Annotated in this window: 14 protein-coding genes and 3 pseudogenes; 10 read left to right on the top strand and 7 right to left on the bottom strand. The window is 61.7% G+C overall.

Translation table 11 applies throughout. From position 1 onward, the window contains the following. Positions 1–38: 38 nt before the first annotated feature. Positions 39–1,271: an iron-containing alcohol dehydrogenase gene (locus MU558_RS19275; protein ID WP_246975953.1), complete on the bottom strand. Its 1,233-nt coding sequence runs from the start codon at positions 1,269–1,271 to the stop codon at positions 39–41. Positions 1,272–1,434: 163 nt separating this feature from the next. On the opposite strand from MU558_RS19275, the gene MU558_RS19270 reads away from it, so the two are divergent. From MU558_RS19270 to MU558_RS19255, 4 genes are all read left to right on the top strand, one after another. Continuing rightward, positions 1,435–2,325, top strand: coding sequence for an NAD(P)-dependent oxidoreductase (locus MU558_RS19270; protein WP_246975950.1), 891 nt, complete (start codon positions 1,435–1,437; stop codon positions 2,323–2,325). A gap of 322 nt (positions 2,326–2,647) precedes the next feature. After that, on the top strand, positions 2,648–4,084 hold the full coding sequence (locus MU558_RS19265; RefSeq protein WP_246975947.1) for an aldehyde dehydrogenase family protein: 1,437 nt from the start codon (positions 2,648–2,650) through the stop codon (positions 4,082–4,084). Between the two features lie 132 nt (positions 4,085–4,216). Then, positions 4,217–4,936: a GNAT family N-acetyltransferase gene (locus MU558_RS19260; protein ID WP_246975944.1), complete on the top strand. Its 720-nt coding sequence runs from the start codon at positions 4,217–4,219 to the stop codon at positions 4,934–4,936. Between the two features lie 90 nt (positions 4,937–5,026). Further along, positions 5,027–5,836: an IclR family transcriptional regulator gene (locus tag MU558_RS19255; RefSeq protein WP_246975941.1), complete on the top strand. Its 810-nt coding sequence runs from the start codon at positions 5,027–5,029 to the stop codon at positions 5,834–5,836. A gap of 852 nt (positions 5,837–6,688) precedes the next feature. Here the strand turns inward: MU558_RS19255 and rdfA are convergent. Together rdfA and MU558_RS19250 are read right to left on the bottom strand one after the other, a co-directional pair. Beyond that, positions 6,689–7,075, bottom strand: a pseudogene (rdfA, locus tag MU558_RS23420) (rod-determining factor RdfA); the annotation flags it as partial. A 1,159-nt stretch (positions 7,076–8,234) separates the two neighbouring features. Next, positions 8,235–10,130, bottom strand: coding sequence for a polysaccharide deacetylase family protein (locus MU558_RS19250; RefSeq protein WP_246975938.1), 1,896 nt, complete (start codon positions 10,128–10,130; stop codon positions 8,235–8,237). Between the two features lie 277 nt (positions 10,131–10,407). Here MU558_RS19250 and MU558_RS19245 point away from each other — a divergent pair, with 277 nt between their 5' ends. Both MU558_RS19245 and MU558_RS19240 read left to right on the top strand, forming a co-directional pair. Next, the gene (locus MU558_RS19245; RefSeq protein WP_246975935.1) at positions 10,408–12,063 is read left to right on the top strand and encodes an alkaline phosphatase family protein; all 1,656 of its coding nucleotides are present in this window, start codon (positions 10,408–10,410) and stop codon (positions 12,061–12,063) included. Between the two features lie 83 nt (positions 12,064–12,146). Next, positions 12,147–12,809 (top strand): annotated as a pseudogene (locus MU558_RS19240) (carbamoyltransferase N-terminal domain-containing protein); the annotation flags it as partial. A gap of 6 nt (positions 12,810–12,815) precedes the next feature. Here the strand turns inward: MU558_RS19240 and MU558_RS19235 are convergent. Together MU558_RS19235 and MU558_RS19230 are read right to left on the bottom strand one after the other, a co-directional pair. After that, the gene (locus MU558_RS19235) at positions 12,816–14,600 is read right to left on the bottom strand and encodes a zinc ribbon domain-containing protein (RefSeq protein ID WP_246975932.1); all 1,785 of its coding nucleotides are present in this window, start codon (positions 14,598–14,600) and stop codon (positions 12,816–12,818) included. Then, positions 14,593–15,198: an IS607 family transposase gene (locus MU558_RS19230; protein ID WP_246975930.1), complete on the bottom strand. Its 606-nt coding sequence runs from the start codon at positions 15,196–15,198 to the stop codon at positions 14,593–14,595. Before MU558_RS19230 ends, MU558_RS19235 begins: the two co-directional genes overlap by 8 nt. A gap of 63 nt (positions 15,199–15,261) precedes the next feature. On the opposite strand from MU558_RS19230, the pseudogene MU558_RS19225 reads away from it, so the two are divergent. From MU558_RS19225 to MU558_RS19210, 4 genes and pseudogenes are all read left to right on the top strand, one after another. After that, positions 15,262–16,338: pseudogene (locus MU558_RS19225) on the top strand (carbamoyltransferase C-terminal domain-containing protein); the annotation flags it as partial. A gap of 159 nt (positions 16,339–16,497) precedes the next feature. Further along, entirely contained in the window at positions 16,498–17,853 is a 1,356-nt protein-coding gene (locus MU558_RS19220) for a bacterio-opsin activator domain-containing protein (RefSeq protein WP_246975927.1), read from the top strand. Between the two features lie 45 nt (positions 17,854–17,898). Continuing rightward, positions 17,899–18,237 carry a HalOD1 output domain-containing protein gene (locus MU558_RS19215; RefSeq protein ID WP_246975924.1) on the top strand — a complete coding sequence of 113 codons (339 nt, stop codon included), beginning with the start codon at positions 17,899–17,901 and terminating at the stop codon, positions 18,235–18,237. 240 nt (positions 18,238–18,477) lie between these two features. Then, on the top strand, positions 18,478–19,215 hold the full coding sequence (locus MU558_RS19210; RefSeq protein WP_246975922.1) for a sugar phosphate isomerase/epimerase family protein: 738 nt from the start codon (positions 18,478–18,480) through the stop codon (positions 19,213–19,215). Between the two features lie 290 nt (positions 19,216–19,505). On the opposite strand, the gene MU558_RS19205 is transcribed toward MU558_RS19210, so the two are convergent. Together MU558_RS19205 and MU558_RS19200 are read right to left on the bottom strand one after the other, a co-directional pair. After that, positions 19,506–20,597, bottom strand: coding sequence for an AI-2E family transporter (locus tag MU558_RS19205; RefSeq protein WP_246975918.1), 1,092 nt, complete (start codon positions 20,595–20,597; stop codon positions 19,506–19,508). Positions 20,598–20,749: 152 nt separating this feature from the next. Then, positions 20,750–21,538 carry a formate/nitrite transporter family protein gene (locus MU558_RS19200; RefSeq protein ID WP_246975915.1) on the bottom strand — a complete coding sequence of 263 codons (789 nt, stop codon included), beginning with the start codon at positions 21,536–21,538 and terminating at the stop codon, positions 20,750–20,752. Positions 21,539–22,567: the final 1,029 nt, after the last annotated feature.

The raw sequence follows: 22,567 nt of genomic DNA, 5'->3' as shown, positions 1-22,567 counted from the left end.
CGACGAACGAATCTGTGAGAACGAATCCCCGGCGAGAATCAGGCACGACGCGGACTGTCGGGTGCGAGGGCGTTGTCGTACACCGTGACGAACAGCTCCTCGAGTTCCTCGCGCGTTGGCTTTCGGGGGTTGTTGTCGGGCGACCCCGAGTCGATCGCGTCCTGAGCCATCTTTCCAACGACGTCGAGGTACTCCTCCCGGGACGGGATCTCGCCGTAGTCGTCCAGGTACGACGTGAGGCCGACGTCCGCACACAGCTGGTGGACGGCCTCGCTCGCCCTGTCCGCAGCCTCGCGATCGGTGTCGCCGGGTTCTGCGGCCTCGAGTAACCGGGCGATTTCGGCGTACTCCTCTGGCGCGGCCATCGCCGAGAACTCCATCACGTACGGGAGAAGGATGGCGTTCGCGAGCCCGTGGGGGAGGTGCAACTGTGCGCCGAGGGGTCGTGCCATCCCGTGGACGAGCGCGACCGAGGAGTTCGTGAACGCCTGGCCGGCCTGTAACTGGCCGATCATCATCTCCGTTCGCGCCTCGATATCGTCGCCGTTCGCCCACGCGACGGGTAACCAGCGGCCGATTCGGCGGATCGCACCCCGTGCGAAGTCCTGTGGAACGCCGTAGGACTTGACCGAGACGTAGGCTTCGATCGCGTGAGTGAGCGCGTCGATACCGGTGAACGCCGTGTGACTCTGTGGTAACGAACGCGTCAGCTCCGGGTCCTCGACTGCCACGTCCGGCACGACGTTCTTCGAGACGATGAGGAACTTCGTGTCGGTGCTCTCGTCGGAGACGACGACAGAACGGGTCGCTTCACTGCCAGTGCCAGCAGTGGTGTTGACTGCGATGAGCGGCGGCGTCGGATTCGGGACGCCCTCGTAGCCCGCCCTGTCGACGCCGAAGTCGCGGATGTGGCCGTCGTTTGTGGCGAGAATGCCGACGCCTTTTCCGGCGTCGATCGACGACCCGCCGCCGAGGGTGACGATCACGTCACACTCGTCTCGTTGCCAGACGTCGTAGGCGGCCTCGATGTTCTCGACCGTCGGATCGGGCCGAACGTCCGTGTACGAGACGGTCTCGATACCCGCTGCCGATAGCTGTTCTCGAACTCGATCACCGTGGATCTCGTCGATCTGTTCGGTCGCGACCAGCAGCGCCCGGTTTCCGTACAGATCGGCGTACTCGCCGACCTCCTCGATTGCGCCCGTTCCGAGCACGACCTGTCCAGGTGAAACGACGAGTCTGGTTCCATTCGCTGGCGTTGGGTGTGCCATGCACCTGCAAATCACCAACCATCACTAAAAATGTTGGTAGTAGCGCAAAAATAGCGAGAGGAGAGACGAGGCCTCACTTCGGAGTCGATCCGATCGTCGATTCGATGCATTGTCAGGTCATCAGGCTAAATTTTTTAACGGCTTCCGGTGAGTGTGGGTACGCATGAGTTCGAAACGGAGAATCGGCTTTATCGGACTTGGAATCATGGGTAAACCGGCCGCAAAAAATCTCGTCGACGCCGGGTACGACGTCGTCGTCAGCGACATCCAGTCGGATCCAGTCGTCGAACTCGAGGAGTACGGTGCCGAGTCGAGAGAGACGCCGGCCGACGTCGCCGAGGCGAGCGACGCCGTCATCACGTTCTTGCCGAGGGGAGAACACGTCCGAGAGGTCGCACTCGGACCGGACGGACTGGTCGAGGGCGCAGCGGAAGGACTGGTGCTGATCGACATGAGTACGATCGGCCCCGGTGCGATCCGTGACGTCGCTGCCGACCTCGCCGAGGAGGGGATTCGAACCATCGACGCGCCGGTCAGCGGGTCCGAACAGGGCGCGCGAGAGGCGTGGATGCGGATCATGATCGGTGGCGACGAACACCTCGTCGAGGAGTACCGGGAGTTGTTCGAGACGATCGGCGGGCAGGTAACACGGGTCGGAGAGACGGGAGCGGGACAGGTCGCGAAGATCTGTAACAACATGATCGCTGCAGCGGAAGTGACGAGTCTCTCGGAAGCACTCGTGTTCGCCGAGAAAGCCGGTATCTCACAGGAGAAACTCGTCGACGCGATCGAAGGCGGTGCAGCGCAGACGTGGGCGCTCGAGACCCGCGCCGAGGGGATGATCGACCGCGACATGGAGCCGGGCTTTTTCGGCTCGTACATGTACAAGGATCTTCGCATCGCGGTCGACGATGGCGAAGAGTATGGAGCACCGATCCCGCTTTCCTCGCTCAACCACGAACTGTTCAAATCGCTCGAGGAGAAAGACCGCGGCGACCTGGACTTCTCCGCCGTCGTTACCGTATACGAGGATATGGCTGGGATCGACGAGTAGTCGCCGACGATACGGGAGACGAGTTACGACTCGCACCTCGTGGTATAGTACCGACTGAAACGATTTATCCGCTCTCCGCATCGAAGCGGTCGAAATCGGCGATGTCCCGCCGATTCGGCCGTCGTGGGGAGGCGTACAACGACTCCCGGCGGCGACTATAGCAGGCTATCCGTCGTCCAGTACCAGGGATGGTGACCGATCGTCTCTACCGGTCGGCCTCGCTTTTTCCTGACGGGGATTCCAACCACATTATATTCATTATACTGACTCGAACTCCCTATCCATTACCATTATATGCTACGATACGGACGTGAGGAACACTATGGGAGTCGACGCGCAGTCATCCCCAGTCGAATCAGATGCCAGTGGTATCGTCGCCGATCTGATCGACCGTGGCCGTGACGCCATGGCGGAGATCAGTGATTACAGCCAAAAAGAGGTCGACGAGCTCGTTCGGGCCGTCGGCTGGGCGATCTACCAGGAAGACCACGCCGTCCACCTGTCGGAGGTCGCTGTCGAGGAGAGCGAGCTCGGCAAGGTCGAGGACAAGATCCAGAAGAAACGACGCAAAATTCTCGGCGTACTCGAGGACACCCTCGGCGAGCCGTCGGTCGGCGTCATCGACGTCGACGAGGAGCAAAAGCTCACGGAGATCGCCAAACCGGTCGGCGTCGTCGGCGCCGTCGTTCCCTCGACCCATCCAGGGACGACCCCGACCGCTCTCGCGATGATGGCGCTGAAAGGACGTAACGCGATCATCCTGTCTCCGTCGCCCCGCGGCGAGAAAGTCTGCGAGTTGGTCGTCGAGTACATTCACGACGAACTGGAGAAGGTCGGAGCGCCCACAGACCTCGTCCAGATGGTCCCCCGGCCGGCCACCAAGAGCAAAGCCTACGAGTTGATGGATCAGGTCGACCTCCTCCAGGTCACCGGCTCCTCTGCGAACGTGGCGAGAGGCGAGTCCTCTGGCACTCCGAACTACTGCGTCGGTGAAGGCAACGCAGTGGCGATCGTCGACAGCACCGCCGACGTCGAAACGGTCGCGAAACGGCTCCACAAGAGCAAGACAGTCGATCACGCGACCAGTTGCTCGTCCGACAACAACGCAGCGATCGTCGAGGAAGTCTACGACGATCTCGTCGACGCCCTGCAGAACGAGGGCGGATACGTGTGCAACGAGACCGAACGTCGGAAGATCCGGGACGCGCTGTTTCCCGAGGGACACGGCTCGCTCGACACCGACCTCGTCGCACAACCGGCGGACGTGATCGCCGAGGCCGCCGGACTCGAGAACCCCGAGGCGAAAGCGGCGGATTTCTTCATCACCGAAGGAACCGGTATCGGACCGGAGTACCCGCTGTCGGGCGAAAAACTCGCCGTCGTCCTGAACGTCTTCGAGGTCCCCGACCTCGAGGAGGCGATCGAGACGACCAAACGGATCCTCTCGTTCGAGGGTGCCGGCCACTCGTGTGGGATCCACACCGAAAACGACGATCACGTACGGAAAGTCGGCGACGAGGTGAACGTCGCCCGCGTCATCGTCAACCAGCCCCACGCGTTCGCGAACGGCGGCTGGCACAAAAACGGCCTCCCGAACACACTCTCTGAGGGAGGTGGCACGTGGGCTGGAAACCAGCTCGACGGAAACGTAAACTACGAACACTTCATCCAGACGACGACGATCTCCCGCGTCATCGAGGATGCAAAGCGGCCGGACGAACAGGAACTCTTCGGCTCTTACCTCGAAACGCACGCGTAACGGCATTCGACGTCGTGCCCGCTTACGGGCACGTCCAGCCACAGCTCTCGCCGATCCTCAGTGGACCGTCACGCCGAAGGCGGGGGTCCCGGGGCTAAGATTTACATATGTTGCCATCGCACACGATAGCGCATGGAGATCCGTGAAGCGAACGCCACCGATCAGGATGAGATCACGGAAGTAGCACGGCAATCGCTGCAGGCGTCGTATGCGCTCAGTCCGGCGATAATCGACGAAGCAGTTACACAGTGGCACGGCGACGAAGCGTCCACGGCCGCACTCGAGCGGTCGGACCGCCTCGTTCTGGTCGCCGTTCGAGACGACGACGTCGTCGGGTTCACCGAGAGCACAGTCGGCACCTACGGCGACATCCACTGGCTTCACGTCGCACCCGCTGACCGCGGTCGTGGGATCGGCTCGGAGTTGTTCGAACGAACGCTGACGGCGCTCCAAGAACGGGGCGCAAAACGTCTCCGAGGACGCGTCCTTAACGTCAACGCGGAAGGAAACGCGTTCTACGAACGCCACGGACTCCGGCGAGTCGACGCCAGACAGGTCAACGTCGGAGGGCGGTCGTTCGTCGAGAACATCTACGCCAAGATGGCGGATGCGAAGCGAGAGACGGTAACGACACAAGCGGGAGAGCAACTGTACGTCGCTCCCGATCACGATCTGGGATCGAACGGGGTGTTCCAGGCCGTGTACACTGATCCCGAACGGACCGAGCAGTACGGCTACTACTGCGCTCGCTGTGATGGGCTCGCGACTGCGATGGACGCGATGGGCCGACTCGAGTGTGCCGACTGTGGAAACGTCAGCAAACCGGCTCGGTGGGATGCCGCGTACCTCTGACCGACGCCCGATCGGAGCCAGCTAGCTGACATAGACAAATGTTATGGTGAAGCACACGACTAAGTACCATGGTATATACTCGATGTAGTAATGGACGACGACAGGACGCACAGCCCGGCGGTGAAAGCGGACGGAGAGTTCGAGAGTTCGTCACAGAGTACGGCAGTGAAGTCCAACCGGACGTTGTTTGCGATCATCGAGGCACTGCAATCGCGGAACGAGGCCGGTGTGACGGAACTGGCTAACGAGACCGGCTTCTCCAAAGGGACGGTACACAAGCACCTCCAATCGTTAGAACAGGAGGGGTTCGTCGTCAACGGCGACGGAAAGTACCGCCTCGGATTCAAGTTTCTGACCATGGGTGGCGCGCTCCGGGACGAAATCGACCTCTGTCACCAGGCCAACGTGAAAGCCAGCGAGCTCGGCAAGGAGACGGGCCAGATGGTCCTCGTCTCGGTCAAAGAGCGGGACTACGGCATCTTCACGTACATCGACCGGAGCCGGTACAACATCAAAAACTTCCTCCTCGGAGAACGGTTCCAGCTACACGCGACTGCGTCCGGAAAAGCGATGCTCGCAGCCCACTCGGACGAGGAGATCAAGGAAATCGTCGACACGCAAGGACTGTCCCAGCTGACGTCGAATACGGTCACCGACGTAGACGAGTTGCTCGAGAAGATCGACGTCATCCGGGAGCGCGGCTACGCGCTCAACATGGAGGAGCGCCAGCGGGGGATACGAGCCGTAAGCGCCTCCGTTATCCACCCGAACACCGGGATGGCCTGTGCGATGACCGTAGCCGGGCCGGCCCACCGACTCCCGAGAGAAGAACTCGAAGGTACCTACGCGAACGCAGTTCTCGGTGCGGTAAACGAACTGGAACTCGAAATCCGGTACTGACGAGCATCCCGTAGCCGCGATTCTTGGAATGCAGATGCCGCGAGCGGCTGTTCGATCGAGCATCGACTTCCGAGAGGGAATCGTTCGCAGACTGCCGATGGATGCGAAACGCCGTGTCGTTTCTTTACGCGAAACGCATCGTCTCCTCGTCGGCGGACGGATCACGATCGGCGAAAATCGACGGATTGCACGGTCCTCCGCACTCGAGACGAGCGAGACACTCCGTCTCGAGCAGGTCTCTCTCGATGAAGCGATCGAGAGTCGTCTGCCCCACCACTGCCAGCGTCGGTGCTGAGCGAAATCCACCTCCCGTCTACTGCGTTGGCTATCGCGCGAACGAATCCACTCTCGGGCCGACGACCCCGCTTTCCGAGAGACTCGTGTGACCCGTTTCGTGTCGACAAACGCGTTTCTCCGCGAGGAAATCCGGCGAATATTGAAAACGGGAAAATTTGCGCGGCAACGCTCTTCTGAGGCCGTTTTTCCCGATCCTATCACAGATACGAGGGTTTCGGGAACAGAAACAGTTGAGAAGACCGACCTCGAGCGATTTCGCCAGCATGGTGCCGAATAGACGTCGTTGCCGTTCTATCGACGGGCTTTCGCCTGGTCGGACCCGTCGCTTCCGTTTCTTCTCGGTGAACGGTGCCGGCGAGGCCTGATACCGATCGCTGTGAGTCTGTCCCGGCGCAACCGCGACCCGGCTTGCGGTTGCGTCGGCAACCAGTCACAGCAATCGTTATGAATTGTCGATCGAGCGTACCGACCTCCTATCCCTGACAGCCATAGGAGTGTTATCGTTTACCGCTCGCTGGCCTTACGAACATATGGGTGTAATGTTTCAGATCCGTTTTAGCAGTCACGGGTGCAGTTCTCTAGATCGACGGAGAACTGGGTGTCACAGTCGGTACAATACACAGTGACGAAGACGTCGAAATCGCCGAGGTCGACACGGTCTCGTTTCTCCAACTCATCGAGTTCGTTCGCGGAAACCGTCTGCGTTTGGCCTCGAAGTCTGCGGATGCGGTTACGGATACCTGACTGTTGTCTGGTAGTATCAGCGTCGGTCCGCTCGTTCGAGTCGTCGCCGGGTCTCGATACGCGTTCTACTGTTGCGTCCTCGATCAGTAGCTGGTACCTGTTGTCCAGTTCGCCCTCGAGCGTGTTCACATCCGCATCGTCCAGAGCCGACTCGAGTACTCGCTTGTTGAAGTGCTCGGCGAGCTCACGAAGACTCGATCGATTCTCGTCTCTCGTCTACCGATCGGCCAGTTCCCGGCCGATGTCGTCGAGTCCGTCCGAACCGAGGACACGACCGACCTTCGATCGACTCCGAGAACGATTCGTGGCGTCGGCCACATCCATCTCGTGGTGAACGGAAGTGAAAGCCGTTCTGCTCGAGTGGACCCAACGAAGGGAAGTGGTTACTGCGCTGGCCGCGATCGATACGCTCGAAATCGACGTTGCAAACCTTCGTGAAGCAGACTACGACGCCGCCTCGGACTCGAGTCGAAGACCCCTCGGTTGGAATTCGACGTTCAAAACGAAGATGCTCGAATCCATCGAAACTGAAAACACACTCGAAACAGACGATCTCGAGACCACGACGAGAGACAGTCGGGGATCCGTTCATCGAGATCGAGTTTCGTATCGGTTAGCCAGATATCATATTAACAACTTAGAAAAAGTTTCTACTTACCTGTTCTCAAAATGGTATGTGATATGTTATGTATGGCGAATAGAATGATGGCGTATGAACTGACTGCCAGCTCGGCTTCCGCGTGGTTCGAGATCGAGATCGTGACAGGAACTCGCACCGCTCAGCAGTGTCGAACCGTGACAGGAACTGCAGCGTTCGCGAGGCGAGAATCGACGGCAGCGTGCACGTTGCGCTTCTCGTCTCCAGAGGAACTGCACACTATCCGTGAAAGAGCATTGGCCGATTATCATGGTCTTTCACGAGGAGACGTCAGCGGTAGTGTATCGGCTGTCTCAGGAGCCATCTTGGCGGCCGAAATCGGCGGCAGCGTACTATCCATACACCTCTCGGCGAGCTACGTTATCGTTTCGTCGATCGTGACTGGGTTTGAATTGTGCACCAGTTCAGGTCAGGGCTCGGCCTCGCGGCCTAATTATCGATGATTGATCGCGTCTGTTCACACCGGACATATCGAGGCAGGATTTATATTTAAATTGAGAGTAAAGTGTAGTTGCCTCGATCACGGGTGGGTAAAAACTCTACCCCAGTTTTCTTTCCCGAATCATGTAGCCGGAGATGGTGAATCGAACGACGCTCTCCCTGCACTCGACAGTGGTCGACGTGGTATGCACTGCGGCGCGCTGTGGGGCCTCAGAGAGACCAACGTCGCTCCGTCGCGCTAGCGAGGCGAACTCCCGGTCACGATTTAGTGACCTCGAGCGTCCAGTCGCCGTCGGCCTCGACGTTGATCCAGACGACACCGCTTGCAGCGTACGACCTCGAGTTGTCGAACGCGCCGGTCTTGTTGACGATCTGTTCCCAGCTGCCGTCTGCGCCGTATCCGTCGACGACGAACTCCCCGGTGCCGTCGTGCGTCACCGAGAGGCGAAGTTCACTGTCGGTCCACAGCGGGCCAACGACCGCCGATCCCGTCCCGGACGTTTCGACCGGGACGTCGGTCAGGTCGTCGCTGTGGACCTCGGGCTGGTCGATCGTGAGCGACCACGACCCGTCCGCATCGACGGTGGCCTGGTACGTCCCGTCGCCGATCGTCACGATCGACTCGCCCGTGGTCGCGCCACTGGTGGTCGTCAGGAGGTCGTTGCCGAGGTCGCCGTCGACTTCCGTCAACTCGACGACGAACTCCGAGTCACCGTCGTGAGTAAACTGTCCCGTGAGGATGCCCTGGCTGAGGTCGAATTCGTCGGTTTCGGTCTGTCCCGATCCCTCGAGCGAGTGCGTTTTGCCCGCCTCGAGGATGACCCCGTTCGGCTGCTCTACGTTCTCGCTTTGGTTCCCGCCGTCTCCACCAATCGTTCCGTCGACCAGGTCGGAGGGCGTGATCACGTCGAGACCCCGATGCTCGATGTGGTGGAGCAGACTCTCGAAGGCCTCGAGCGACATGCTATTCGAGCCAGCGGCCCCGTCGACGATCCGAGGAATTCGGATCACGGTGAGTTGCTGGTACTGATCACAGAGGTTGACGTGGCGACGAACGCCGTTGTGGAGCGTGGGTCCCCAGATGACCGGTGTCATGTGGATGCCAGTCGGTGGTGCGCCGGTCGGACAGGACCCGAACATGAAGCCCGACTCGTGGAGATTGCGGACGATCCCGTGGGTCGTCGGATCCATCCATCTCCACTCGGGGGCGAAGAAGTGGCGCGAGCCGTCCGGAAAGCCGTTGTCTGCGAGGAAGTCCCGGCTACTCTCGATGACCGTCCGCCGTCGGTCCTCGGACTGTTCGGCGAAGTTGCCGTCCGTCCGCGGGTACGAGCAGACGTCCCAGCCACGGTCTCTGAGCTGGTGTAACTCGTCGAACCCCATTCGATCCCGATCGCCGATGCGCCTCGGATCGACCGGGACCGCACCAGCCCACCCCCGTTCCTCGAGCAGGTCCGCCGCGAGTTCGAAGTGTGACTGGTGCCCACCGTAAAACGCGAGGATCGCCTTACCGTTGTCGACCGCCTCGGTTCGCCGGAGGTCGTCGACCAGCATCCGGGCCGGGCCACCTTCGGGGCCGTCCGCGACGACGTTCAGCCGGGTGACGTTCGACAGATCTGGTTCGCCTGCAGGCTTGTGTTCGTACCCGCAGTCGATCCGGAACCAGTCGTCGTAGTCGTCGGGCACCGTTCGGACGCTGGTGAGACGTTCGTCGCGAGTCGGGGCGATGAATTCGACGATGACTCGGTTTACGGATTCTGGCTTGACCGCCATCGACGTGTCCCACCCCTCGAAATCGAGGCCGTCGGGGAAGAACATACTCATGCTGGCCGATCCCTCGTCGCTCTCGATGATCGCCGCCTGTGATCCAGTCTGTGCCTCGTCTGGGGCTGCGCTGACCTCGCTCGTCTCGTGGGGCTCCCACCGATCGAGGTCTTCGAAGTCCGAGAGCACCTCGCCGGCGTCGATCGCAGGCCAGTCCGGACTGGTTCCGGGCGTCCCGTCCCCACCAGTGTCGCCCCCGTCCCCGCCGGTCTTGCTTTCGGAGGGGGTGTCGGTCTCACCGCCGGGAAGGAACTCGAGACAGCCGGCGAACGCGGTCGAAGTCACACCGAGTGCAGCCAGCGCGCGTCGTCTGGAGAGGTTCTGATCCATGCTGTTCGTTCGTCCCGATTCGAGCCATTTGGTGATGGACTTCTTAAACGATATTCGCCCGTCGGAATCCTCGAGATCTCGATCTCGGCCGATCGAGAGAGCGTTTATCGGTGTGTTAAACACCGTTTCGAGGGGGAAACAGGGGTCCAGACCTGGCGAGTTCTCGACGCTCGACCGGTCGCAATCCGACACCTCGTTTGCACACTCGCCGAACGCGGTCGGGGTGTTTTACTCGATATTAAATATATCCCTCCGACACCACTCCCGACGTATCTGAATGAAACGTAGTAGCGAAAGCGAACCGACGACTGGTCGAAATCAGATGGACGTACTGCTCGTTGGCATCGACGCCGGTTGTCTCTCGGTGTTCGACCGGCTATCCGAGGAGAACGTGATTCCGAACCTCCGCGCCCTGCTCGAGACGGGCGTCACCGCACCGCTCGAGTCGCAGATTCCGCCGTGGACACCCAGCGCGTGGCCGTCGCTGTTTACCGGCGTCAATCCGGGGAAACACGGCGTCTACGGGTTTACCGGGTTCGACGGATACGACTTTCACGTCGTGAAAGGCGACGACGTCCACGCACACCGACTCTGGACGTTGCTCGACCACCACGGTCGCTCGAGCGTCGTCGTCAACGTTCCCGTCACGCACCCGCCGGACGAGATCGACGGGGCGATTATCCCGGGATTCATCGGTCCGGAAGATCCGCCGTGTCACCCCAAAGGCATCCTCGACGACGTCCGCGAGGCCATCGGTGCGTACCGCGTCTACCCCCGGTATGCGAGAGGTGACGACTCGCTCTCGGACGCCGAGAAGATAGACGAGTACTGCACGCTCGTCGAGATGCGCGGCGACGCGTTTCGCTATCTTGCCGACCGGTTCGAACCGGACTTCGGCTTCCTCCAGTTTCAGAAAACCGACACCGTCTTCCACGAGTTCGACGGCGAGTGGGAGAAGGTCAAGCGAGTCTACGCTGCCGCCGACGAGCAGATCGGCGCAGTCCTCGAGGCGTGTACGCCACGGCAGGTGTTCGTCGCGAGCGATCACGGGATGGGTCGCTACGAGAAACCCGAGTTCCGAGTCAACGCCTTCCTCGAGGACGCTGGCTATCTCGAGACCACCCTCGGCGGGAAGGGGATGCCGACGTGGAACGCGATGCGAGACGACCTCCGGGACGGCGAGCAGGCCGACGAGTGGGAGCCGAGCACCGTCGAACGGATCGCCGCGGCGCTGGCGAGCGTCGGAATTACGGCCCACCGGACAGGGCTCGTCCTGGAACGCCTCGGACTCGGGGAGTTCGCGAAAGCACACGTCCCGGACGGTGTCGTCCGCACCGGGAACGAACAGGTCGACTTCCCGAATTCGAAAGCGTACGTCCGCGCACGGACCGAACTCGGTGTTCGGATGAACGTCGAGGGACGAGACCCCGACGGGACGATACCACAGGACGAGTACGAGGCCGTCAGAGCGGATCTCGTTCGGGAACTCGAGTCGGTGACCGCACCCGACGGCGAGCCCGTCTTCCAGGAGGTCGCACCCCGCGAGGCGTTCTTCGAGGGCCCGTACACGGATCGAGCAGTCGATATCGTCACCGTCCCGACCGACTTCCAGCACTTCCTCTCGGCACAGCCGTGCGAGGAGTACTTCGTCGAGACGACGGAACCCTGGAACCACAAGCTCGATGGGATATTCGTCGCGAGCGGCGAGGGAATCGACCAGTCGCGATCCATCGATGACGCGCACCTGTTCGACGTCGCTCCGACGATCCTCGCCGCACTCGGGGTACCGTACAGCGACAGGATGGACGGGCGCGTCCTTCCGATCGTCGAGGAGACCGAGCCGATGTCCTATCCCGAGTATACGGATTCGAACCGAGCGACCGTCGATTCCGTGGTCGAGAACCGACTCGAGACCCTCGGCTACATCGAGTGATCGTTTCGCTCGGATCGAATAATCGCCAGTCGATCGACCCACCTGTTCCACGAGAGCCACCCAGACGAAAAACCACCGAACTCATGAGCTACGTCCTGTCATTCAAACCCGCAATCGGCCTCTACGGCCAGCACGATCCGAGCGCAGCGATCTTCGACGACGGTGAACTTCGATTCGCGATCGAGGAAGAGCGCCTGACTCGAGAGAAACACGCGGTCGACACCTTCCCGGAGCGGGCGATTCGCGCCTGCCTCGAGTACGAAGGGATCGACCTCGGCGAGCTCGAGAAGATCGTCCTCCCGTACGAACCGACCCTCCGGACGAAGATCCTCGATCACTACCTGAAAAATACCGTCCGGCTCGACGGAACGCTCGAGAAGTTATCACACCTCCGGAACGTCGGCAGAGATCAGTTTAAATCGCGGTACGTGCCGACGCGTCTCGTCGAGTCCCGTCTCGAGGAGATCGGAACGCCCCTCCCGCCGATCGAGCGCCGCTCGCACCACGCGTGTCACGCGGTGAGCGCGTTCCACCCGTCGACGTTCGACGAGGCGCTGGTTCTGACGATCGACGCGAAAGGCGAGTACGACTCGACCGTCGTCTGGCACGCCACCGCCGACGGGCTCACGCGTCTCCGGACGTACGAACACCCGAACAGCTGGGGATTGTTCTACGCCGCGGTCACGAACTACCTCGGCTACCGGATGTTCAACGGCGAGGGGAAAGTGATGGGACTCGCACCGTTCCTATTTTCAGCAGTGTTCAGCAGTAACCCGTTGGAATTGGGTGTACTGACGGGTGGCTGGGCCACACCCATCACCGCCATCCGCATTCGACTCTGACAGGGCGACAGCGGGCGTTATGACAGCCGACCCACCACCAGCGGTCGCCCCTGTCTGTTCGGGCTCGTAGGCAACAACGCCACGCCCGAACGCGAGCCGCGTGCCAACGGAACGGCGAGCTGGCACGGTTTCCGAATCCCCCGTATAGGAGGACATGAAACCGTGATCCAGTCCATCCATCTCGCTGAAGAACACGCGAGCCACGTTCACCGCCGCGATGTAATCTCGATCACCTTCAAACCCGCACCGAGCGTTGTCGCAGCGGAAGTGCCCACCCCACCACACCTCCTCCGTGTGGTCGGGAGACTTGCACGTATGGCCAGTCGAACCACAACGCGGACACGACCGACTCGTCCCCTGCGGGTACACCCGATCCACGTCCACGCCAACGTACTCGCAGCGGTACTCGATCTTCTCGACGATCTCGCGCCGCGCCCAACTCGACAGCTCCCACGACAACCCACCTTCACCAGACGGTGGGGACAGCGACCGCAAATCCTCGTGAACCACGGCGTCCACGTCGTACACCAAGGCGAGCGCGACGACCTGATTCGCCACATCATGTGTCAACTGCTCGCGCTTGTGCTGGATTTTGGTGTTCACTCGTTCGTACTCTGCCTGCACCGTTTTGAACGCTGCCGTGTGATCCCGCCCACTCCGGCGAAGTTCCGCCAACTGATCGTTTAACCGCTGTCGCTCCCGGTGCCGTCGGCGCATCCCGTCACGATCAGTAACTCGAACGAAATGCGGCCGCGACACCTGTTTGCCAGTCTCCTCAACGACGACCGCGGTCACGTCCTTCCGTATCCCGGCGTCGAGCGCCAACACGCGTTCCGCATCACCGTCTGTGTCGGCATTATCGACTTCGACGGGAAACGAGAGTTCGTGGATGTGGTCGCCGTTCTTGCGCCACGTGGATTGGAACTCTGGGGCTGACAGAGAGCCGTGCTGGGTGAGCGTGTAGAAGGCGTCGTACCCGGCGAGGTCGTGTTCGTGCCACGACCAGTCCCCACGACTTTCGGGAGTCACAGTGTCAGGGGTTTTCACCTTCACCTTCACCGTCACCGACTGCTCGTTTTCGTCGTAGTGGTAGTTGACGGCTTGGCCGCTCGTGGGGCCGTCGTCCGCCGAGTACGGCAACGCGCCGTTGCTGTACTCCGGCGGGTCTTGCAACTCGAAATACGTGTCCGGATACCTTCCGTGGCGGTCGTAGTACGTGTTGAGTTGGTCGATGAGAACATCAACGTAGCCCCCGGAGAGGTACTCGCCGTCCTCCCACAGTTCTTCTTTGATGCGGCGACGGTGTATTCGGCGGATTTTGTGCGTGGGGAGGACGCGCTGGATGGCGTAGAAGGCGTCGCGGCGATCGGCGTGGCTCCGCAGGGTTTCTCCGACTTTCTGTAGGATGCATCGCCGGATACGTGACGGTACGTACAGTTCGAAATCCGCCGGCGGATCTTCACCGTGGTGGATGGAGTGGTAGAGGGCGTGGTCGTCGAGTTCTTCGAATGGTTGGTGTTCGTCGAAGTACGTCCACGCCTGATAGTCGGCGTCGTGGATGTCGTCGAGGTATTCCGGCGTCCAGCGGAGGTGGAGGATGCGGGTGGCGACGTGTTGGACGAACTCGTCTAACCGTTCGTGTGCGTCGTGGTGTGTCTCCGGCAGTCGGAGGGGCAGCGAGAGGTGGTCAGTCATCGGGGTTCACCTCGGATTCGACGGCGTTGACGACCTGTTGTTTTTTGCTGGATCGCATTCCGTAGAGCTTGCTGGAGAAGCTGGCGACGAGCTTGATGAGGTCGTCGACGAGTTCTTCCTGTGCGGTTTTGTCCGTCTCGTCTTCGATGACGGTGATGGTGACGCCGTGGTGGTCGAGAAGGCGTTCGAGGTAGGAGAAGCCAAAGCGGGTGAGTCTGTCCTCGTAGGTGACGAGGACGCGGCCGTAGTCGCTGTCTTGTACGTCGTCGAGGAGTTGGTCGAGACCGCTGCCGACGTCTGTGTAGGTGGTTTCGACCGTCCATCCGTTGTCGTGAGCGTGGTCTCGAAGACGGTCGAGTTGCCGATCAAGGTCGCCGTTGTCTTTCTGTCCGTGACTGGAGACGCGGGCGTAGAGCGCGACGTGGTCGCGGGGGCGAGCATCACCAGCGAGGCGGAGGAGTTCACGGTGTGGGATGCGTCGGTCGCCGCCGGGCGTGCGTGTGTAGTCAAGGTCGCCGTTTCGACACCACCGTTTGACAGTTTCGGGGTGGACGCCAAGTTCCTCCGCGAACTCGCCGATGGCGTACGACCGTGGCATCGTGTTGTTGCTAATCACCATTTATTACTGCTTAAAGATTCGGAATTCAGAAACAGTTACGAACCCTACGGCGAGGACAACCCCGGGATCGAGCGTCGGCTCCGACGCAGTATCGACACCGGCGTCGACTACGACGTGACGCCGATCACCGGCCGCTGGGGAACCGAACACGGCGTGAAGGCACTCGAGGACCTGTTCGATCGACCGCGTTCGACGACGACCGAGGAGTTCGACCAGTTCGAGAAGGACCTCGCGCACACGGCACAGAAACTCCTCGAGGAGTCCGTCACGGCCATCGTCGACGAGTACGTCGATCGAATCGGGACCGGCAACGTCGGTCTCGCGGGCGGGGTCGCGCTCAACTGCAAATTGAACAAGTGTGTCCGGGAATCGCCGGCCGTCGACGACGTGTTCGTCCAGCCCGTCGCCCACGACGCCGGACTCGCACTCGGCGGGGGGTGGATCGACTACCGTCCGGACGAGGTCGACCCGCTGACGAACGTCTACTGGGGGCCCGAGTACGAGACCGACGACGTCCGGGAACTGCTCGAGACGAACAAGGTCGACTACGCCGAACCTGCCAACCTCGAGCGACGGGTCGCCGAACTGCTCGCGGACGGCGCGCTCGTCGGCTGGTTCCAGGGCCGACTCGAGCTGGGGCCGCGAGCGCTCGGCAACCGGAGCATCCTCGCCGATCCGCGAACCGAGACGTCCCGCGACCGGGTGAATCGCTTCGTCAAACACCGCGAGGAGTGGCGACCGTTCGCGCCGTCGATGGTCGAATCGGCGGCCGACGAGTACCTCGAGAACGCGATAGCGAGCCCATATATGATCGACACGTTCGACGTGGCGCCCGAGAAACGCGACGAGCTAGGTGCGGTTCTCCACCCCGCAGACGACACCACCCGACCCCAGACCGTTCGCGAGGAACAGAATCCCAGATACTACCGGTTACTCCGCGAGTTCGAGACCGTGACCGGCGTTCCCGTCCTCCTCAACACGTCGTTCAACGACCACGCCGAACCGATCGTCACCACGCCGACCGGGGCGCTCAAGGACTTCTTCGGGATGGGTCTCGACGTGCTCGTCCTCGAGGACGTCGTCGTGACGAAACGCGACTCGAAGTTCGAGCTTCCGTGAGGAGCTCTCGAGTGTGAGACGGATCGCCGACCGACTTCGTTCGATCGCCGTGAAAATGGACGTTCACGTTCCGTCCGCACTGCTTTTCGGACGAATGCAGGCGTGAAGACGCGGATACCGCTGCGGAAGCGCTATCTCTCGTCGAGTCGAAGACGTGGCATGGACAGGGTACGGGGACTTTCCGACGACGGCATTCTCGAGGTGTTCGAACGACGCACGGACCAGTACGAACCGCTCACGGCGACCGAGGTCGCAGACGCGGCGGGATGTGCCCGCCGAACTGCGTACAACAGGCTCGAGGCGCTCGCCACCGAGGGCGAACTACGTACGAAGAAAGTCGGCGCGTGTGCTCGAGTGTGGTGGCGTCCCCCGGCCGCTCGCACTGCTGTCGGCCGCGCCTCGATCACCGACGGAGAGACAGACGAGACGGACGCACGCAACGGGGATACCCGGAACAGCGACCTCCTCGATCGAATCCTCGAAACGAGTCCCGTCGGAATCGTCGTGGTCGAACCGTCGGGCACAATTGCGCTTGCGAACGGACGGGCAGAAAACATGCTCGGGCTCACGCGCGACGAGATCACGAGCCGGACGTACACTCAGCCCGAGTGGCACATCACGTACGACGACGGCACACCGATTCTTCCCGACGAACACCCCGTCACACAGGTTCTGGCGACGGGGAAACCAGTTTACGGGTTCGAACACTGGCTCGAACTCCCGGACGGAACGGAGCGGTGGCTGTCGAGCAATTCGGCACCGGTGCTCGACGCCGAGGGCGAGGTCGATTGCGTCGTCGTCGGTCTCGAAGACGCGACGGCCCTGAAACGCCGCGAGGAGAAGCTGACGAGCGAGCACGTCCGATCGCTCATCCTCACTTCCAGACGAGTCGTCCCGTCGGGGTTCGACGCCGCCGACCGAGATATTCGCATCACCGTGGACTCGGTCGTCGGCCGTCCCGACGGGAGTGCTCTGCAGTACGTGACGATCGTCGGTCTCCCTGCGAAGTCGGCCGTCGACGTCCTCGAACAGCACGACCGGGTTCGTAGCGTCCGACTGCTCAGTTCCGTCGACGACCGCTGTCGAGTCGAGATGCACACCGATTCCGACACCGTCCCCATCGCATTCGACGTGCTCGGAGGGCGGGTTAGAGCGATCGTCCTGGACGGCGACGCCGTTCGATTCCTCGGTGAACTCCCGGGGGACGTCGACCCCCGAGATGCGGTCGCGGCCGCTCGTCGCATCTATCCGGACGTCGAACTGCTTTCCGAGGAGTTCGTCTACTCGCCGCGTCTCCTGTACGATATCGTCGAGGACGCGCTCACGGACCGACAGTTCGCGGCGCTGCAGGCGGCGTACTACGGCGGTTACTTCGACATTCCGAGAGCAAGTACGGGCGACGTGCTGGCAGACCGGATCGGGGTGACGCGACAGACGTTCAACCAGCACCTTCGCAAGGCCGAGCGGATCGTGTTCTCTCGTCTCTTCGAAAAATCTGGCAACGAGGCACGCTGACCAGTCACTGTGTGTTCTTAGGCCGTTCGAACACCACCCTCATCTATGTGTCCGACGACGACTCGAGAGACGCCACCGTCCACGGACTTCGACGCTACAGCTCGCGTAAAGTACGATCCACAGACGAACACCTATCACGCTCGCCACGAGTGGGAGACCGGCGATCCGCTCCACGTCACGGTCGTCGAGAGCGTCGCAGTAGTGACCGAAACCGAACTGACCGAACTACAAGCGTTGTACTCGACCATCGATCCGGAGGCGCTGGACGCAGTGGTGGACCCGAATCGCAGAGCGGACGTACAGATCGAGTTCCAGTTCGAAGGGTGTCTGGTGAGGATCGAAAGCAGCGGTGAAATCACGATCGAAATCGACGGTGACCGGTGAGGGCGCGAACCGAACCGCCGTTTTCTGATCTCCTCCTCGCGAAGCGAACCGTCACGGCGTGACCCGGGGGCCGATCGATACACACCGCTGGAAAACCGCTCGGTGGACGAACGATCGACGAAACGCCTCGATCGATGGTACGTAGCCGGGAATATTCGGGCGACGATTCGGAGCGACGACGGCCGCTACGGTCGACATGTTGACACTCACTCTTACAGTCTTCGCGCCCTACACGTCGGTATGGAAGGAACCGCGATCCAGCTGTACACGCTGCGCGATCTCGAGGAGTCAGTGCCGGCGCTGCTCAGCCGCGTCGCCGAGACGACGTTCGACGGCGTCGAATTCGCAGGACTCGGCGAGACCGATCCGGAGACCGCCGCCGACGTGCTCGACGACGCCGGTCTCGAAGCGGCCGGCGTTCACGTCGGGATCGAGAGCCTCGAGGACGATCCGGACGGCGTACGCGAAACCTGTACAGCCCTCGACTGCGAGCACGTCGTCGTCCCGTACCTGGACGTCCGTCACTTCGCGACCGCGGAGGCCGTCCGGGAGACGGCGGCGCGACTCGAGGGTCTCGCCGACCGGCTCGAGGAGGACGGACTCACGCTCGGGTATCACAACCACGATCACGAGTTCGTCGACGTCCCCGGCGACGACCGGACCGCATTCGAGGTTCTGGTCGACGAAACGGGCGACGACGTGACGATCGAACTCGACGTGGGGTGGGTGACCGCCGCGGGCCACGACCCCGTCGCGTTGCTCGAACGACTCGAGGGACGAGTCCCACTCGTCCACCTGAAAGACGTCGCCGACGGAGTACCGGTCGAACTCGGCGACGGCGAGGTGGACGTCGTGGCGTGCGCGCAGGCCGCTCGCAGTTCCGGCACCGAGTGGCTCATCTACGAACACGACGATCCCGCGGATCCCGCGTCGTCGCTCGCCCGCGGGGCGGCGACGCTTACCGAACTCCGCGACTAGCCCCTCCGTTCTCCGGTGCGAAGTACGGTCGAGCGCCTTCGATTGTCGCCCTGCGGATTCGCGCCTGGCTACGTCTGTCACGGGCAGACGACGCGAGTTCCCACCGCGTACCCCGACGGGTGGCCGTCGGGCTGTGTAAATCAGCCGGCTGTGGCCTATCCCACCGCTCGAAGCCACCACGCTGGTGGTAGGGTGGGCGTGTCGGAGGAATCCACGGGAAGCCACGGGACACCGCGCCCGTGGCGGTTCACGCCGTGTCAGGATCTGTCCATCAGCGTCGACGCCGGCCGTCACTCGGAAAGGAACGCGCTCGCGAGAGCAGGAAAAACCTCGTGTGCGAAATGGACCGCGAAGACGACGACGATCGGACCGAGAAACAGACCATACCAGCCGAACGCAAGCGTACCGAGGAAGTACCCGAGGAGGACGAGTCCCATGTGGACACCGCTCCGTGAGGAAAGGAACGATCGGGCGAAGAAATCGGGAACGGTGTCGACCACGGTAAACGAGAGGGCGAAGAACGCGATCGCTTGCCACAGCGGCGTCGACGTCGCGACCGCGAGGACGAGGAGGTACAGCCCGTACGGAACGTAGACGATCTTCATCCCGACGGCCGGGATCAGCGTCCCGATGCCGATCAGGAAGGCAAGCAACACTGGCGTCCCGACGACGGGGCCGCCCGAGGCAAGCAGGTTCAAACCCACGTACGTGCCGGCAGCGATGACTGTCGCGACCCCGACGACGGCGAGGTTACCGACGAAGACCGTCTCGAGATCGTCGTCGACCGCCTCGAGGAACGAGACGATCTCCTCGTCGTGGTCGACGCTCCGGGTGAACCATCGTCGAAGTTTCCAGTCGTCGCGAAGCAGATAGAAGAGCAGCGTAACCATGAGGAAGAATCGCGCGAGGACTGCGAAGACGAACCCCGCGACCGACGACAGCCGCTCGATGACGCTCGGAAGTCCCTGGCGGAGCACCGAGGTGATCGATCGGCCCGTGTCGGACGTGAGTGCTGCTCGGAATCGGTCCACGTTTCCTTCGCGAGCCATCGTGAGGTACGGATCGAGTGCCGACCGATAGGACTCGAGACCGCTCGAGGCGAGAACCTGGTCGAGTTCGCGAAGCGCCACGATCCCCGTGTAGCCGACGACAACCACCATCGGGAGGACGACGAGCAGGATCGTGACCACCGCCGTCACGTTCGGGTGATCGACGTGACGATCGAGCAGGCCATAGAGCGACCGGGTGGCGTAGTAGAGGAAAATCGCAAAGAGCAGGGTCCCGACGTAGGTGAAGAGGGCGAGGCCGATCGCGGCCGCGATGACGACGCCGAGTCCGATCCAGACAGTTCGGCGGCCGTCCCACTCGTGGAACGCGCACATATCTTAACCACGAGAGTCGTCGCCAAAAGTGACCGGCGTGACAATGCCAGAGCCACCAGTACGCGAGCCATGGTACCAGTCTGGCGGTGTGCCGCCGGCCCACGACCTGGACCGCGAGCGACTGGAGGGTATGTCTCGGGCGGCCATGAAGCTCACTCTCCGGACTGGCGGGCACCCGTTGCCTGGGCGACGTGACTGAACGTGACCAGTCCGAGTCCTCCCACGAGGTTTCCGGCTGTCGAAACGACGGTCGTCACGATCAGCACACCGACGCCGACGTCCGCCCCGAATCGCATGCCGAAGAGCACGTGCAGTACGGTGACGATGACGTGATCGAACGGCCCGAGGGCCAACAGGAATCCAACGATGTAAGCGACGGCGATACGGCTCCCGACGCTATTGACGGACAGAAGGAGGTGAGAAAGCAGCGACACGAGAACGCCCCCTGCAATGGCGTCGGCGAACATTCCCATGTTCTCTCGGTGGGCGATCTCCTCGGCGGTCTTGCTCAGTGCCTCCCCCGATCCGGGAGGCAGCGCACCGTCCACAGACAGGACGAACACGAAGAGGGTGCCGCCGACGAGGTTGAACGCGAAAGTGAGCGTCCACAGGCGAAGCAGTCGCGAAATCAACCACGAGTCGGATCGTTCGACCGCCGTTGCGACCGGATCGAAGAAGTTCTCGTTGAACAACTCTGCGCGACCGACGATCAGCAACACGACGCCGACGCCGAAGGCGAGCGCGCCTGCGAGCTTGGCCACGCCGCCGAACTGCGGTTCGACCACCGAGTGAACGATGCCGAGGGCCGCGATTCCGAAGACGATCGTGAACCCGGCGATGAAGCTGGTCGAGGCCAGCTCGAGCAGCGGCTGGTCGAGGCGACGCTTTCCCTCTTGGGCTGCACGATGGAAGATCTCGGAGGGGTCCGGGGCGACGGACATACATAAAGACCTGTTCGGTCCACGGCGGGAAAATCCCGTGCTTGCCTGTACGACGTCGAGTCGAGGACGATCTGCCACTCCGGACGATCTCTCGCCACGACGGTGTGAGGCGGGGGTTCACGACGCCGGTCGGGGAGAGATCAGCGCGCGGAAATCTCGAGGAGACTCCCTTCTCCCTCCTCTTCCCTTCTCTTCTCGTCCGGAATCGCCTCGGGGTCGAGCCCGGGCATTCGCCTCGACCGCCTGTAAACTGCTGCACGTCGACGGCTAGCAGCAGATGCTCTACTTAACCAACGAATCGGCGAGGTCGACTATTGTGTTGGTTAAACGCGCGACAAGGACAGTTCGCAGCAGTTTGGAGCCCAGAGGGAGCCGATTCGTGGCAGTTTGGAGCCCGAAGGGAGTCGAAAGGGCGGATCAGAACGCCCTGCGATTCGCCTCATCAGGCGATATTTTCGAAATTGAAGGTCGAAATTGAAGGAAAAATACTAGCAGTGGCGAGACGATACGCGCGGAACAATGACGTCTGAAGAAGAAATACACCAGTCAGCAGTTCCGAAGAGGGGACTTTCGAACGCAGGTGGCCCGTCTCAAGATGACACCGGATTTCCGGTGAACGGCGATCGCTGTGGCTGGTTGGCTACTGCTTCGAGCAAAGGGAGATTCTGCAGACAAAACGGGGGCAGAACCACACCGGATTTCCAGTGAAATGGTAAGGACGGTAGGAGAGAGAACGCCTAGTACTGTTCTCAGCTCGAAATCTCGCTTCTGGTGAACTGCCTCGGGGCAAATCCCCGTGGCATTCGCCCCTAACAGCCTGTAAAACGGCAAAGAGCCCGAGGAGTCACACACCAGATTTCCGGTGAAACGACCTCCAGTGAAACGACCGGCCGCCTGGCGAACGAGTGAGAGTACGAAAGAGTGAACGGAACGTACGGGATCCGCGAGGACCCCCCGTGATCGTCGGCGTTCGAGCGATCGATCGAACTCGAGAAACGGACCTGAACGGAAACGAACCTGAACGACGAG

The organism is Natribaculum luteum (assembly GCF_023008545.1).
Classification (GTDB): domain Archaea; phylum Halobacteriota; class Halobacteria; order Halobacteriales; family Natrialbaceae; genus Natribaculum; species Natribaculum luteum.
Note: the sequence above shows the minus strand (reverse complement) of the source record. Positions and strands in the feature narration are given on the sequence as shown.

Bases quoted from the DNA above. Each gene is read 5' to 3' on its own strand.
- MU558_RS19275 (WP_246975953.1), bottom strand. From the start codon at position 1,271: ATGGCACACCCAACGCCAGCGAATGGAACCAGACTCGTCGTTTCACCT.
- MU558_RS19270 (WP_246975950.1), top strand. From the start codon at position 1,435: ATGAGTTCGAAACGGAGAATCGGCTTTATCGGACTTGGAATCATGGGT.
- MU558_RS19265 (WP_246975947.1), top strand. From the start codon at position 2,648: ATGGGAGTCGACGCGCAGTCATCCCCAGTCGAATCAGATGCCAGTGGT.
- MU558_RS19260 (WP_246975944.1), top strand. From the start codon at position 4,217: ATGGAGATCCGTGAAGCGAACGCCACCGATCAGGATGAGATCACGGAA.
- MU558_RS19255 (WP_246975941.1), top strand. From the start codon at position 5,027: ATGGACGACGACAGGACGCACAGCCCGGCGGTGAAAGCGGACGGAGAG.
- MU558_RS19250 (WP_246975938.1), bottom strand. From the start codon at position 10,130: ATGGATCAGAACCTCTCCAGACGACGCGCGCTGGCTGCACTCGGTGTG.
- MU558_RS19245 (WP_246975935.1), top strand. From the start codon at position 10,408: ATGAAACGTAGTAGCGAAAGCGAACCGACGACTGGTCGAAATCAGATG.
- MU558_RS19235 (WP_246975932.1), bottom strand. From the start codon at position 14,600: ATGACTGACCACCTCTCGCTGCCCCTCCGACTGCCGGAGACACACCAC.
- MU558_RS19230 (WP_246975930.1), bottom strand. From the start codon at position 15,198: ATGCCACGGTCGTACGCCATCGGCGAGTTCGCGGAGGAACTTGGCGTC.
- MU558_RS19220 (WP_246975927.1), top strand. From the start codon at position 16,498: ATGGACAGGGTACGGGGACTTTCCGACGACGGCATTCTCGAGGTGTTC.
- MU558_RS19215 (WP_246975924.1), top strand. From the start codon at position 17,899: ATGTGTCCGACGACGACTCGAGAGACGCCACCGTCCACGGACTTCGAC.
- MU558_RS19210 (WP_246975922.1), top strand. From the start codon at position 18,478: ATGGAAGGAACCGCGATCCAGCTGTACACGCTGCGCGATCTCGAGGAG.
- MU558_RS19205 (WP_246975918.1), bottom strand. From the start codon at position 20,597: ATGTGCGCGTTCCACGAGTGGGACGGCCGCCGAACTGTCTGGATCGGA.
- MU558_RS19200 (WP_246975915.1), bottom strand. From the start codon at position 21,538: ATGTCCGTCGCCCCGGACCCCTCCGAGATCTTCCATCGTGCAGCCCAA.